The organism is Enterococcus sp. DIV1096b, assembly GCF_050498765.1.
In the GTDB taxonomy this organism is placed as follows: Bacteria; Bacillota; Bacilli; order Lactobacillales; family Enterococcaceae; genus Enterococcus_D; species Enterococcus_D entomosocium.
Window position 1 is genome coordinate 3,196,350 of sequence record NZ_JBMHEK010000001.1, and the last position, 13,362, is coordinate 3,209,711.

The 13,362-nt window shown below is 44.8% G+C and carries 15 protein-coding genes; 1 reads left to right on the forward strand and 14 read right to left on the reverse strand.

The annotated features are described in order from the left end of the window. Positions 1 to 102: 102 nt before the first annotated feature. Positions 103 to 1,686, forward strand: a complete 1,584-nt coding sequence (gene abc-f, locus IGJ17_RS14955; protein ID WP_142437356.1) for a ribosomal protection-like ABC-F family protein — start codon at positions 103 to 105, stop codon at positions 1,684 to 1,686. Positions 1,687 to 1,781: 95 nt separating this feature from the next. On the opposite strand, the gene IGJ17_RS14960 is transcribed toward abc-f, so the two are convergent. From IGJ17_RS14960 to IGJ17_RS15025, 14 genes are all read right to left on the reverse strand, one after another. After that, a complete protein-coding gene (locus IGJ17_RS14960; RefSeq protein ID WP_005227746.1) occupies positions 1,782 to 3,242 on the reverse strand; it encodes a peptide MFS transporter in 1,461 nt (486 codons plus the stop codon). A gap of 357 nt (positions 3,243 to 3,599) precedes the next feature. Continuing rightward, a complete protein-coding gene (locus tag IGJ17_RS14965) occupies positions 3,600 to 4,784 on the reverse strand; it encodes an acetate/propionate family kinase (protein WP_005233419.1) in 1,185 nt (394 codons plus the stop codon). 24 nt (positions 4,785 to 4,808) lie between these two features. Then, positions 4,809 to 5,813, reverse strand: a complete 1,005-nt coding sequence (locus tag IGJ17_RS14970; protein ID WP_005233418.1) for a class I SAM-dependent methyltransferase — start codon at positions 5,811 to 5,813, stop codon at positions 4,809 to 4,811. Between the two features lie 167 nt (positions 5,814 to 5,980). Next, complete coding sequence (comGG, locus tag IGJ17_RS14975) at positions 5,981 to 6,352, reverse strand: competence type IV pilus minor pilin ComGG (RefSeq protein WP_228085030.1); 372 nt, start codon at positions 6,350 to 6,352, stop codon at positions 5,981 to 5,983. Next, on the reverse strand, positions 6,315 to 6,740 hold the full coding sequence (gene comGF, locus IGJ17_RS14980; RefSeq protein ID WP_005233416.1) for a competence type IV pilus minor pilin ComGF: 426 nt from the start codon (positions 6,738 to 6,740) through the stop codon (positions 6,315 to 6,317). Before comGF ends, comGG begins: the two co-directional genes overlap by 38 nt. After that, a complete protein-coding gene (locus IGJ17_RS14985; RefSeq protein ID WP_142437354.1) occupies positions 6,730 to 7,044 on the reverse strand; it encodes a hypothetical protein in 315 nt (104 codons plus the stop codon). Before IGJ17_RS14985 ends, comGF begins: the two co-directional genes overlap by 11 nt. After that, on the reverse strand, positions 7,025 to 7,489 hold the full coding sequence (comGD, locus tag IGJ17_RS14990) for a competence type IV pilus minor pilin ComGD (protein WP_005233414.1): 465 nt from the start codon (positions 7,487 to 7,489) through the stop codon (positions 7,025 to 7,027). The genes IGJ17_RS14985 and comGD overlap by 20 nt, the downstream gene beginning before the upstream one ends. Beyond that, the gene (gene comGC / locus IGJ17_RS14995; RefSeq protein WP_005233413.1) at positions 7,473 to 7,778 is read right to left on the reverse strand and encodes a competence type IV pilus major pilin ComGC; all 306 of its coding nucleotides are present in this window, start codon (positions 7,776 to 7,778) and stop codon (positions 7,473 to 7,475) included. The genes comGD and comGC overlap by 17 nt, the downstream gene beginning before the upstream one ends. Next, positions 7,775 to 8,803 carry a competence type IV pilus assembly protein ComGB gene (gene comGB / locus IGJ17_RS15000; protein ID WP_016612983.1) on the reverse strand — a complete coding sequence of 343 codons (1,029 nt, stop codon included), beginning with the start codon at positions 8,801 to 8,803 and terminating at the stop codon, positions 7,775 to 7,777. The genes comGC and comGB overlap by 4 nt, the downstream gene beginning before the upstream one ends. Further along, a complete protein-coding gene (gene comGA / locus IGJ17_RS15005; protein WP_061053364.1) occupies positions 8,757 to 9,719 on the reverse strand; it encodes a competence type IV pilus ATPase ComGA in 963 nt (320 codons plus the stop codon). The genes comGB and comGA overlap by 47 nt, the downstream gene beginning before the upstream one ends. An 88-nt stretch (positions 9,720 to 9,807) precedes the next feature. Continuing rightward, a complete protein-coding gene (trmB, locus tag IGJ17_RS15010) occupies positions 9,808 to 10,464 on the reverse strand; it encodes a tRNA (guanosine(46)-N7)-methyltransferase TrmB (RefSeq protein ID WP_005233410.1) in 657 nt (218 codons plus the stop codon). Positions 10,465 to 10,521: 57 nt separating this feature from the next. Further along, complete coding sequence (locus IGJ17_RS15015; protein WP_005233409.1) at positions 10,522 to 11,301, reverse strand: phosphotransferase family protein; 780 nt, start codon at positions 11,299 to 11,301, stop codon at positions 10,522 to 10,524. Between the two features lie 104 nt (positions 11,302 to 11,405). Next, positions 11,406 to 12,617 (reverse strand): ABC transporter permease, encoded by a 1,212-nt coding sequence (locus IGJ17_RS15020; RefSeq protein ID WP_142437353.1) that lies wholly within the window; start codon positions 12,615 to 12,617, stop codon positions 11,406 to 11,408. Continuing rightward, entirely contained in the window at positions 12,614 to 13,348 is a 735-nt protein-coding gene (locus IGJ17_RS15025; RefSeq protein WP_005233406.1) for an ABC transporter ATP-binding protein, read from the reverse strand. The genes IGJ17_RS15020 and IGJ17_RS15025 overlap by 4 nt, the downstream gene beginning before the upstream one ends. Positions 13,349 to 13,362: the final 14 nt, after the last annotated feature.

The window sequence follows — 13,362 nt, forward strand, 5'->3', positions numbered from 1 at the left end:
TCAATGGCCATCTCAAGGTATTTTTCTCAAAAAAATCTGAGTTTAAATAACACTGGCCATGGATATCCATGGCCTTTTTGAGTGGTCTCAAGGAGAGAGATCATGATCATACAAGCAATTGCTATTAAAAAAACCATCGGCGGGAATCCGTTATTTGAGGAGTTATCCTGCCAAATCGACGCTGGGGAAAAAATTGCCTTAGTCGGCATCAACGGAACGGGCAAATCAACCTTTTTACAAATCTTGACTGGCAGTGAAGGCGTCGATAGCGGCGTTATCAGCCGCCAAAAAGGCTTAAGGATCGGGACGGTCGAGCAAGAGCTGACAGTTTCTGAAGCAACCGTTACCCACTACCTGCTCCATTCTGCTGCTAACATTCAAGAACTCAAACAACAAATGAGTCATTACGAAGCCTTGATGGCAGAACCCAATACTGATTTAGAGAAGTGTCTGATCCGTTATGGCGAGTTGCAGCAGCGCTTTGAAGAGTTGGGCGGTTATGGATTAGAAGACCGAATTTCCGCGATCTTACAAGGGTTAGGAATTCCCCATCGGCAGGACGCACGGTTAACAGACCTTAGCGGGGGTGAACGGGTCAAAGTCGCTTTAGCCAAAGTGTTAGTCACCGATGCTGACTTGCTGTTACTGGATGAACCAACCAATCACTTGGATCTTTCAAGTATCCGCTGGTTGGAAAATTATTTACAGAATACGAAAAAAGCGGTTCTAGTCGTTTCTCACGATCGACACTTTCTCGATCAAGTCACCACCAAGACCTGGGAACTGGAAGAAGGCGCCCTGATTGAGTATCCTGGGAACTATAGCCGATTTCGTGTCTTGAAAGAAGCTCGCTTGGCGGAGCTGACCAAAAATTACGAACTGCAGCAAAAAGAAGTCCAGCGACTGAAAGTCATGATTCGTCGATTTCGTCAGTGGGGCCATGAAGGAGACAATGAATCCTTCTTCAAAAAAGCCAAAGAATTGGAACGCCGCCTAGCGAAACTTACACTGGTCAAACCGCCAGCGCCCCCGAAAAATCGGCTGCAAGGCTTGGCAAATGGCGGAAAATCAGGCAAAGAGGTGTTCATCGTTCACGATTTGCACCAGCAATACGCCGGCCAAGTCTTATTCAAAGACAGCAGTTTTGCGGTCTACCGTGGGGAGCATCTAGCCATCATCGGCGACAATGGTACCGGAAAATCAACCTTACTCACATTACTTCTCGGTCAGGAGCTTCCTAGCGGCGGCACTATCAAGCGCGGCAGCAGCTTACAGATCGGCTATTTGCCCCAGCAGCTGCAGTTTGCCGATCCCGAGAGCCGCCTATTAGCCTACGTCCATACATTGACAGGAAACGAAGAAACGGCTCGTCGGCAATTAGCCAAAAGTGGTTTTTATCAAGGTGATGTGGCCAAACGAATCAAAGATCTATCCGGTGGTGAAAAAATCCGTTTGGCGTTACTGAAACTCTTTTTAGAAAAAATCAACGTCCTGATTTTGGATGAACCAACCAATCACCTCGACAGCTATGCCCGAGAAGAAATTGAAGAAATGCTGCAAGATTATCAAGGAACCCTGCTGGCAGTCAGCCATGACCGCTACTTTTTGCAGCAGCACTTCCAAGAAGCCCTGGTCATTGCACAGCAGCAGATCACACGCCAGCCACTAAGCCCATTGATTGACTAAGACATTGATTCGCAACAAAAAAACTTGATTTTCCTACAGTAAGCATGGGTTGTTCAATCCATGCATAGGCGGAAAATCAAGTTTTTATTTTTTGATCAATGAATGTTGCCGATCAAGTTGCGGATCGGTTTTCTAGCTAAATACAAGATGATGCCGACAACAACGGCTACTCCGCCGACGATGCCATAGTACATCCCTTCTGTTTGTGGTGTATAGAACCGAGCGATTTGCGCATTGATGGCTTGTGAAGAAGCGTCTGCTAACAACCAAATCGCCAAGGTTTGTGCTTCGAAAGCTTTCGGCGCTAGTTTGGTCGTCACCGACAAGCCCACAGGTGAAAGACACATTTCCCCCGCGATCATAATGAAGAAGCTCAATACCAACCATAATGGGCTGACCCGTTCTTCTACTCCAAACAAGAGGCTTGGCAGCATTAGCAATAGAAAGGACAAACCGGCTAAGACCAAACCAATGGCAAACTTCACTTCTGTCCGGGGTTGGCGAGAACCTAGTTTGGTCCACAACCAGACAAAGACAGGTGTCAGTAAGACGACAAAAAGTGGATTTAAGGTTTGATACAAACTTGCTGGAATATTGATGCCGAATAACGTTGATTGCGTACGGTCAGCAGCAAACAATGCCAAGATCGATGAGCCTTGTTCTTCTAAGGACCAAAAGACGATCGCTGACAAGAACAGCGGAATGTAGGCCAACACTTTTTTCTTTTCATCTGGTGTGACATCTTTCGAACGCAGCATTTTGGTAAAGTAGTAGATCGGCAAGAAAATACCTAAAACACTGATGAAGTTGATGAAGAAATCAACCGTCAGATGGCCTGTTGCAGCAGCTGCGCCAAATAACACTGCCAATGCGAGAAGAACTAGAACGACTGCTCGGAAGAAGGTTTTCTTTTCGGCTGCCGATAAGGGATTCGTTGGCGCGATCGCTACACTTTTCAACGTGGTTTTTCCTTGCACATAATACTGCACCAAACCGATAAACATCCCGATAGCAGCAATCGAAAAGCCTAAGTGGTAGTTGACCTCTTGTCCTAAGATCCCGACGATGATCGGTGCTAACAAGCCACCGATATTGATCCCCATGTAGAAAATTGAGAAACCAGCATCCCGACGGATATCGTCTTTGCTGTACAAATGCCCCACCATACCCGACACGTTGGATTTCAATAGTCCGGTTCCGATGACGATCAGCATCATGGACACAAACAACGCTGGAATCCCTAAAGGTGTTGCCAAGACGATGTGTCCTAACATGATCAAGATTCCACCATAAAAGACGGATTTATTTGATCCTAACAGACGGTCCGAGATCCAACCGCCAACAATACTTGACATATACACTAAGGAACCGTAAATCGACATGATCGCCACAGCCGTTCCTTTTGGCAACCCTAAGCCGCCGTTGGCAACTGCATCGTACATGAAGTACACCAAAATCGCCCGCATACCATAGTAACTGAATCGTTCCCACATTTCCGTGAAGAATAACGTCGACAGCCCTCGCGGCTGACCTAAGAATGTTTTTTCTTTTTCCATATGTAATGGCCCCTTATAAAAATTAATGAAAATAAAATAGCGGAATTTTTCTGAAAATTCACAAATGCCAGTTTATTCCCATTTGGCAACTTTTACAAGGGTATTTCCCTGAGAACATCTTGTAAAAAAGGAAGGAAATTTAAATTCAAATGAAAGCAAAATGAGAAGCCATCCACCTAGGTGCAGTATGAGCCAATTTTCATATGTATAATTATTAAATTTTCTGTTTAAAAAATTAGAAAATGGTCTTCACCAATTTTTCTCTCTAGTCCCGTTTTGCGGACTTTCCTACAAAAAAACACATGCAAGCATTTCTCTTGCATGTGTTTCAGCTTCTATTCTAAGAAATGTTTTCGCTTAGCCGCGTAAACGTTCCACATCACGAGCGATCATTAATTCTTCATCTGTTGGGATCAAAAGTACTTTGACTTTTGACTCTTCAGTTGAGATCACTAATTCTTCGCCGCGTTTTGCATTTTGATCGGCATCTAATTCGCAACCAAACCAAGTCATGCCTTTGATAACTTCGCTGCGGACGTGGGCATCATTTTCACCGATACCAGCAGTAAAGACGATCGCATCGACACCGTTCATGGTCGTTACATAGCCACCGATGTATTTACGGATGCGGTCAGTAAAGACGTCATAAGCAACTTTGACTTCTTCTTTGTCGTAGTTTGCTTCTAGATCGCGCATGTCGCTGGAAATACCAGTTAAGCCTAATAAACCAGATTTTTTGTTTAAAACATCCACCATTTCATCGATGTTCAAATCTAATTTTTCCATTAAGTAAGGCAAAACAGCAGGATCGATGTCACCAGAACGCGTTCCCATCGTTACACCAGCTAACGGCGTGAAGCCCATTGATGTATCTACTGATTTTCCGCCGTCAACTGCAGTGATCGACGCACCGTTCCCTAGATGGCAAGTGATGATTTTTAATTCTTCGATTGGTTTGCCTAACATTTCTGCCGCACGCTCAGAAACATAACGGTGGCTTGTACCGTGGAAGCCGTATTTACGTACTTTGAACTCGTTATAGTACTCTAATGGCAAGCTGTATAGGTAATTGTGTTTTGGCATCGTTGCATGGAAAGAAGTATCAAAAACAGCGACACTGATGATTTCAGGCAAGATTTTTTTGAAAGCAGTGATCCCCATCAAGTTTGCTGGGTTGTGTAATGGCGCAAATTCAGCCAATGCTTGGATGCGTTCCATCACTTCGTCTGTGATCACAACTGAATCAGGGAAATCTTCTCCGCCGTGAACGACGCGGTGACCGACGCCAGTGATTTCATCATAAGCACCTAAAATGTTTAATTCGATCAGTTGATCCAATAACATTTTTACAGCTACTTCGTGATCGTTGATGTCGATGATTTGTTCGAATTTTTGATCTTCCCCATATTTGATGGTAAAGATAGAATCTTTCAAACCGATTCGTTCAACGATTCCTTTAGCGACAACTGTTTCCTCTGGCATTTGATATAATTGCCATTTTAAACTTGAACTTCCAGCATTGATTGCGATTGTTTTTGACATGATGATCTCCTTATCCGAATTATATTACAGATTTGCTGCTTTCCAAGCCGCAAATTGTTCAAAAAGTTTTGTGATGTTCTTTGGTTCTTTCAGTGAGGCTAGCTTGACCAGCAAGACTTCTTCTGCTTGTTTGCTTGTCCCTCCGTGGTTTTGTAAAAGCAATATACTTTTACGTGAATGTTCATTTTTAAAGAGTTCTTCAGGAAGCTGAATCATTCCTTGCAAATAAACCTTTTCTTTCAGCCATTTTTTCAAAAATTCACTCTGTTCCGTTTCCAAGAAATTGCTTGGTAGTAAGAACAAACCGTAACCGCCAGCTTTGACATAGTTCATCGCTTGTTCCATCAACAAATGATGGGCGTAACTGTGTCCTTCTGGAGCCGCCGTAATAAAGCTGCGGGCTTTGTCATCTTGTGGGTAATAGCCCACCGGTAGATCGCTGATCGCCAGATCCATCGGTTCGATCAAAAGCTCTTGCAAGCCATCTTGATGGAACAAATGCAAGGGCGCTTTGGTCCATTCGCCAGTTGCAGCTGCGATCGCCAACAAGGTTTCGTCAATATCCACACCGGTTCCTTCTACTGGACGCTTGGCTAATTGCAGATTCAGCAAGACTGTCAATAAGAGATTCCCCATGCCTACCGATAAATCAAGAAGTTTCACTGGTTGATCGGCACTACTCAACTGCTCGATCAAATAGACGAATAAAAACCCAAGACTATCTGGTGTCAGTTGGTGATTGGCCTGCAGGCGCTCCGTTTGGCTGCCTTTCAACAAAACCAACTGCGCAAGCTTGCGTTTTTCTTCTGCCGATAGTTCCATTGCTCGAATTTCTTGATAGATGGTTTCTAAACGAGCAGCAGTTGCTTCATCTGGTACCCCATCGATCACGCGAACTTGGTATTGATCAACAAAATTTTCGATCGTCTCTACGTAAGCATCAAAAAAAGACGTTTCCAATGCGTTTTGAAGCAGTTGGATCGCTTCAACGGTCAAATGAAAAGACGTTTCCATTTTTTCTGCGGACATCTTGCACCTCTTTTCAAAACTATAACAACATATATACCTGTTTAATTTTAGCCGATTCATCCAAAATAATCAATCGCTTTCGTTTAGAATAATTTGTGAAGCTGTAAACATTCTTTTTCTATTTCTGTATGAAAAAGGATGGTCGAAACAACCATCCTTTTCCTGTACTATTCTTCTTGGTCATCTGTGTCTATTTCAGGCTGCTCTTCAGGCAACAAAAAGGTAAAAGTAAATCGCCGACTTTTGACATAGCATTCGATCTGTAAGCTCTGTCCTTGCCGTTCATAAGTCAACTTTCCTACATTATAAAACCGTGTCCCTCGATCTTCCAACTCGTTTTGCAAGAATTCCGCATGGAAAAGTTCACTCATAATAAGGGCTTCATAGGTTTCAATGGTTTTTGTATAAAAAAGGGCTGTTGTGCGGCTGTTTTCTAACACCAGCAATAACATCAAGCTCAACAGCTGCACAAACAACAATGCTGTGAGTAAAATACCGCCTTTATGCCGCCTCTTGTGAGTGTATTTTCCATTGTCCAATTTTCTGGTCTCCATTCTCAAAGGAAACGGTAAAGCGGATCGCTGCGCCAATTTTCTCAAAAGACACATCTGCCACTTCTGTCAACAACGGTTGATAGCCATTGTTGTCCCGTTTCCGCAACACTCGGTTGATGCGATCGATCGTTACCGAATTGTTTTGACTGCTTCGCAAATATAGCGTGTTCTCGCTGACTGATAGATAGACACAGGTACTTAATTCCCGTTCCAACTGAAACAAAAAAACATGCCATTCTTGATCTTTGCGAGCCATGATCTGCTGATTGACCGGTGCGAGGTGCTTGACGATCCCGCTGATCATCAATAAGCAGATCGCCAATACCCATAAAGACAACAGACACTCCAACAAAGTAAAGCCTTTACTCTTCATACACAATCTCCCAGAGCTGTTCGCCACTTTGGATGCGTGCCTGTTGATGCTGCGCTGCTTGCCAAAAGCGAACTTGATAGACCGTCTGACGCTGCGTCGTGTAGGTAATGGTTGACGCATCAAAGGAGTGGTTCTGGACTTCTTCATACAGCACCCGCAGCATTTGGGCTTTTTCCTGAAATGCCGCACTTTGCGTCAGTGAAGCGGTCTGCATCGCTAAAAACAATAACACACAGGTTGCCAACACCCCAAAGCCAATCAGGCTTTCTGCTAAGATGAACCCGCTATTCAACGATTTTTTCATAGCGTCCGCTCCCAAATAAAAACTTATAGCTGATGGTTTGCTTTTTCTCCTGCCAATAGAAAACGATCCTTCGCAGACTGCTATTGTTGCCGGACTGACTACTAAAAAGAATATCGGGAAACGCCTGCATCGCTAGTTGAGGAGGGACTTCGATCTTGGTGACCGGCTCAGTTGCAGCGCCATAAAATGAAACAGTTGGCGTTGGCGCTGCTTGATAAACGGCTCGGGTTTGTGTGTTATCGATGATGGCCGATTGCTGTATGGTATAGAGGCCTTTTTCTAAGCGTGCACAAAAGCCTAAGACTTCAGCAGATCGTTGATAGTACTCGATGGCCACGACGGGAAAAAAGAGAAACATACTACTGACCATGAGGACCAAAAGGCTTTCTATTAAAGTAAAACCAGCAAAAGAGCAACGTCGACAGCCCTTAGTCCCCTTGCTCATAAATCGCATATTGCTCCTCAGATACATACCCTTCAGCGATCAATTCTTCTCTCGAGGGCTCCCGATTTTCATTCAGACGAAAGAGTTCGATCTGGGTTTCCACCACTTTCACGATGGCCGCATTTCCTTTCTCATCAATGATTCCTCTTTGCTTGGCAAGATTTGGGACAAACAACAAAACCAAAATACTGATCACTAATAAAACAACCAACATTTCAACCAATGTAAAGCCTTTTTTGACACGCCAAATCCCCTGCTTGCGAGAAGAGGCGACTTTCTTTTCTATCATTCGATCACTCCTTGGATATTTCCATAGATTGGTAAAAACATAGCGGCATAGATCCCAACGATCATTAAAGCAACCAACAAAAAAATCAGAGGCTGAACCCAGTGAATAGCTTTTTCGATTCGTTGAAACAAGCGATCCATCAATAATTGACTGTATAAAAAAAGCTCTTCTCCTAACTTTCCCCGTACTTCTCCTTGAAAGACGATCAAAGAAAATTCTGGTGTGAGAAACGAGAAATGACGAAGTTTTTCTGGGAGTTCTCCGCCAAGTGTCAAGGTCACTCGCAACTCTCGCGCTAATTCTTGGATCAAGGTAGCTTTATTGGTGTGCTCCATACACTCAATGATCTGTTGGATATCTAACCCTTGCTGAAACAACTTGCCCCATTCCAATGCGAAAAAACTCGTGTGATAACTCGTGTACAATGCTCCGAACAATGGCAGGTGGCTGAAGAATACAGCTTTTTGCAAGGCAGTGCGGCGGGCAAATACCCAGCGGCTGATCACAAAAAGCAGCACACTTACCAACAAGAAGAGGATAAGTACTGCTGGTGCCCAAGTGATGGCGCGAATGCCCCAATGACCTTCGTCGATCATGCCAGAGGCTAACAATTGAGGCATTAAAAAGCGATGCATGCCAAAGAGAGCCGCCACTAAAAAGACCAGTAGCAAAAGCGGATAGGCCGCTACTTTGTACAGCAGCTGTTTTTGCTTGTTGACCAATTTGTGGTAGTCGACCATCCGCCGCAAGGTCGTCGTGAGATTCCCATGACTTTCTGCTAAATAAAGCTGATTTTTTTCGGTAGCCGATAAAGACAACGGCGCTACTGCTGCTGCCAAGCTTTGCCCTTGGGCAAGATGGGCAATCAGCTGTTCGATCACAGGTTCAGAAAACTGGCGACTGCGCAGCAACACTTGGAGGCTTTCTTGTAGGGAAAAGCCACTCTCCAATAACACCGTGAAGGTGACCAAGAGGGCTTCAGTTGCACGGCGTGGTAGCTGGGGCTTCTTTTTCATAAACTTCATCGGTGATCCACCCACTTTCTTTCACTCGTTTTAATACGTGCTGCCACTGTTTTTCCACTTGCCCCTCATAAAAGTGATACGCCAGCAATCCATGGGGTTCGTTGACTTCATTCGGCAACAATCGCTGATAAACGATCCCTTGCAACGCGTGCGCCAGAAGATCGTCTGCCCCTAGCAATTCCAGCAGCCGTGTCTTGGTTTCTGCTACGCCTCGTGCATGGATCGTGGCAAATACTCGATGACCTGTCAGAGCGGCTCGTACAGCGGCTTGCGCCGTCTCTTTGTTACGGATCTCGCCAATCAAAAGCAGGTCCGGACGATGCCGTAAAGACAAGCGAATCAATTCATCATAGTCTTGTCCGATTTTCAAATTGGTCTGCAGCTGCAAAAAATGCGGCTCTTCAATCTCCACAGGATCTTCGATGGTAATGACTTGTCCCTTGGTTGCCCGTGCTAATTGATACATGAGGGTCGATTTTCCTGAGCCAGTGGGACCAGAAAATAAATATAGGCCTCTTTGTTTGGTTGTCTGTTGGATCTGCTGGACGTCTTCTGCAAAAAAATAGCGCAGATGCTCCTTGTTCAAAGGATAAAGAAACCGCATCACGAGACTTTCACGCCCTTGATAATCACCCACCGTTGAGACGCGCAACCGCTGTAGCTGATCGCCTAACAGATAGCTGACTGCGCCTAACTGAGCTTTGCGCCGTTCTCCCACCTCCATTCCTCCTAAAAATTTGAAGCGGGTGATCAGCTGCTGAGCTTCTTCGTTGGTCAGTACTTGATAGGTCTTTCTGAGATAGCTTTTACTGAAAATCACCTCCATCTGTGTACCGCTAGGCAAAATGGTCAGATCCTGCATGCGTTCTTGTCTTCCATAAAGAATCAACTCGTCTGAGAATGCTCGAATATCCACGACTTATCCCTCCTAAAAAGAAATACGCAAACGCTTTGAGAATAGAAAAAAAAGATGAAGCAAATTTGCTTCATCTTTCATCATTCGTTTATTTCTGTGGTTCTTTTGCCACAAATTGGGCTTCCACCCGATAGATCCGCTGCCCGCGGCTTGAGAATTTTTCTTCATATTCCGTCATGATATTGTTCTCAAAGGAACTGTTATGCAAGTCCAACCAAACTTGTTTGATAATCATGCCGTATTGAGAAAAGCTCGCTAAGGAATACTCAAACAATCCTTGGTTATCCGTTTTGAAATGGATCTCGCCGTTGGGACGTAAAATCTGCTCGTCGACTGCTAAAAAGGCTTTGGAAGTCAAACGGCGCTTCTCATGCTTCTTCTTAGGCCATGGATCAGAAAAATTCAAATAGATCTGGTCTACTTCATTGTCTGCAAAATAGTTGGTCAATGCGGAACCATCGACATGCAGCAGTTGCAAGTTCGGGATCTCCTGCTCGATCATTTTATCTAATGCGATCGAAACGACACTAATCTGCATTTCCACACCAATATAATTGATCTCGGGATGAGCTTTCGCCATTTCCGTAATAAATTGGCCTTTTCCCATTCCAATTTCGATATGCAGCGGGTGATCATTGCCAAAGCGTTCATGCCAACGCCCTTTCCATTCAGTAGGCTCTGCCACGACGTATTCTGGATGAGCGTCAATCAGCTCTTTTGCACCTGCACGTTTTCTTACTCTCATGTTTCTTCCTTTCCGAAAAAACAAGATGGAACCAAATTGCCTCGCTCCATCTTCTCTTCATTCGCTATAAATTCGTTTTAATTGTAAAATCTCTGCATTCATGGCTTTGTAATCGCCTCGCAGATAATATTTTTTGACCTCTTGCAGCATACTCAACAATGCGTACCAATAAATCTTTTCGATCACTTCGCTGCTGCTGTGGATACCATAGCGCACGAGCCAATGAGACCAGCCAGATAATGGCACATAGTGACCTAAAATAGTGCCGATATCGATTGCCGGATCTGCAAACATCACGGAATCCCAATCGACTAAATACAAATAGTTTTGACAAACTAGCCAATTTCGATAATTGACATCGCCATGGACGACCGCGGCTTTCTGCTCGTCAAAAGCTGGAATATTGGTTTTTAAATACTCGGTGACCAAATGAATAAAACGGTTTTGGGCGACCGCAGAAGGCAGCTGATCCTGATAATCCATCAGCATCTGTTCAGGCGATCTGACTTGTCCGCCGATTTTGCTTAGCATCTGTGCCAACGTTTTTGAATGATGCAAGTGATACAACACATCAATGACATCATTTCTTTGGCCGATTTCATCGGGATCTAAGACCCGTCCATCCAGCCATTCTTGTGCGGAGAGCGTATCCCCATTTCCCGTCCGTTTCGTCCAGACGAGTTTGGGTGCAATGCCCTCTTTAGAGAGTGCCGCAAGCATCGGGGTCGTATTTCGTTTGATAAAGACTTTGTCGTTGTCCTTGAGCCCGATATAGGCTTTCCCGGTGTCGCCTTTGATTGGCCGCATACGCCAATCTTGATCCAAGCGAATATCCATCCTAGCTTCTCTCCTTATTTCGCAGTACCTCTTATTCTAGCTTCCTAATGGGTCGCCGTCAAGCGCATATGCGTTCGCTTTTTGTAAGAGAGGCCACTTGTGGATCAGGCGTGCATTTTCTTTAATCGCCCTGGCAAGTAGATGCCTAAAAAAAGACCCGCAAACCCTAAGAAGCCAAGAAACGCGATACCGCCTTGCCAAACAAAAGGCAAGCGCAAGCAACAGATCACACCGAAAAGAACTGCGGTCACCAGTAAGAGTGCCCCAAGAATTTTTTTGATCGCTGCGGCTTTTTGTTTTTCTGGCACGGGATACAGATGTGTCAAAACCATGTATTGAAACTCATTGATCAAAGGAATCAGTTGGAAACCGATCAGATAAAGAAACAAGCAGCCGATCAGCAGACTGATCCAAAGCTCATCGACAAAGAATAAGACGAACCCACCAATCAAAGTCAAACGGACATAAAGCCCGCCATATTGCCCCCCACGGATCACTCGGCGCAAGTAAAGATAGAGGTACGTATTGCTGTGCACTGGTTTGATCTTTGCCAGCAGCCAGTCGAGGTATTTGCGCCGTTTGGCTTCCGTCGTGATTTGGGGAACATCTGTAAATAAGTTGATAAAACGATAGATACGCATTAAGCGCGACTGTTCGGCTTGGATCATATAGTCCCAATCCAAAAGCTGGCTATTGGCTTTCAGTCCAAAGAGGAACCAGATTGCTTGGAAGATGCTGATCCCCAATCCTAGCCAAGGTGCTACATAAATACTGGCAAGTGTGGCAGCTAACGCACTTGCGAACCAGATGCCTCGCTGCTGTTTGACTTGCTGCTGAGTTTCTTGATACAAACGAATCCGTTGTAGTGAAAGATCCCCCAGTTTTAAGAGCCACATCATCCCTAAAAAGTATGGGAATGAGGCAAAGGTGCTTTTTGCTGTGACCACGACCAAAGGCATCGTTGCCCCTACGGCTAAAAATAAAACCCCAAAGGGCAGCCAGAGGGAATAACGTAACGCCTGGCTGAGATAACTTGTCATTTGTCCTTCTTTGGCTAACAGAAAAATCAAATCTGCCGGTTTCGTCAGTGTCGCTAAGCGTCCCAGCGGTAAAACAAAGAGCCAAACAGCGACCACGATGATGCCGCCTAATGGAAACGGCCGCGGCAATGTTTTTAGCAATTCAGAATAATAGAGCCCCAGACCTCCGACTAAGAAGGTGCTGATCAAAGCAAAATGATCATTGAAGACATAGCGCAAATAGCGTGTCATCTGTTTTTGATGCCGCTGTAAGCGTTGCGAGAAAAACTGCTTCATGCTTGACTCTCCTTTGTCAGTGCGAGGTACAGATCATCAAGGGAGGCTTCTGGTGCTTGAAATTGGCTTCTTAGTTCCGCCAATGTCCCTTGTGCGCGGATCTCACCGTTATGCAAGAGGATGAATTTGTCACAATACTTCTCTGCGGTTGCTAAAATGTGGGTGGACATCAAAATAGATGCCCCGGTTTGTTTCATCTCATTCATCAGTTCCAATAACGCATTGATCGCTAAAGGATCTAATCCTAGAAAGGGTTCATCAATGATGTAGACACTCGGCTCAATCAAAAAGGCACACAGTACCATGACTTTTTGTTTCATCCCTTTTGAAAAGTTTGCCGGGAACCAATCGAGTTTGTTTTCTAAGCGAAAGGTTTTTAGCAGGCGTTCTGCTCGCTTCATGGCTTCTTCTTGTGGAAGATCGTAGGCCATCGCCGTCACTTCAATGTGCTCTCTTAAGGTCAATTCTTCATATAAAGAAGGAGTTTCGGGGATATACCCGATTTGTTTGCGGTATTGCTCTGGGTTTTCTTTAAGGGTCAAGCCATCGATCGTGATGGTGCCGCTATGAGGTTGCAGTAAACCGATGATTTCTTTGATCGTCGTACTCTTCCCTGCCCCGTTCAAGCCGATCAAGCCAACGAGCTCCCCATCGCCGATCGTAAAATCAATATTTTTTAAGACTGGCAGCTGATTGTAGCCGCCTGTCACGTTTGCTACTTGTAAAGTCATTTTTTCCCTCCGAT